1 protein-coding gene is annotated in these 220 nt (G+C 65.9%); it reads right to left on the bottom strand.

Features of this window, described 5'->3' with window-relative positions:
- Positions 1 to 220: hypothetical protein (locus tag KW839_RS27445; RefSeq protein ID WP_218426056.1), on the bottom strand; the 220-nt coding region annotated here is incomplete at both ends.

Here is a 220-nt window from a genome sequence, read left to right as displayed (position 1 = left end):
CGGCGATGCCGCCGACGGTCAGGGTTTGCAGGCCGTCCAGCGCCGTCACGGTGAAGGTGCCGCTCTGGGTCAGCGCCGAGGTGGCTGGGTTGCTGCCGTCGCTGAGGTTTTTCTCGTAGACGGTCAGCTCTCCACCGTAGACGTTCAGGCCGTCGAGGGTCACGGTGTCGTCGTTGTTGTGGATCTGCAGCACCAGGTTGGCGGTGCTGGTGTCGCCGTC

The organism is Pseudomonas sp. PDM31 (genome assembly GCF_019218965.1).
In the GTDB taxonomy this organism is placed as follows: domain Bacteria; phylum Pseudomonadota; class Gammaproteobacteria; order Pseudomonadales; family Pseudomonadaceae; genus Aquipseudomonas.
Note: the sequence above shows the minus strand (reverse complement) of the source record. Positions and strands in the feature narration are given on the sequence as shown.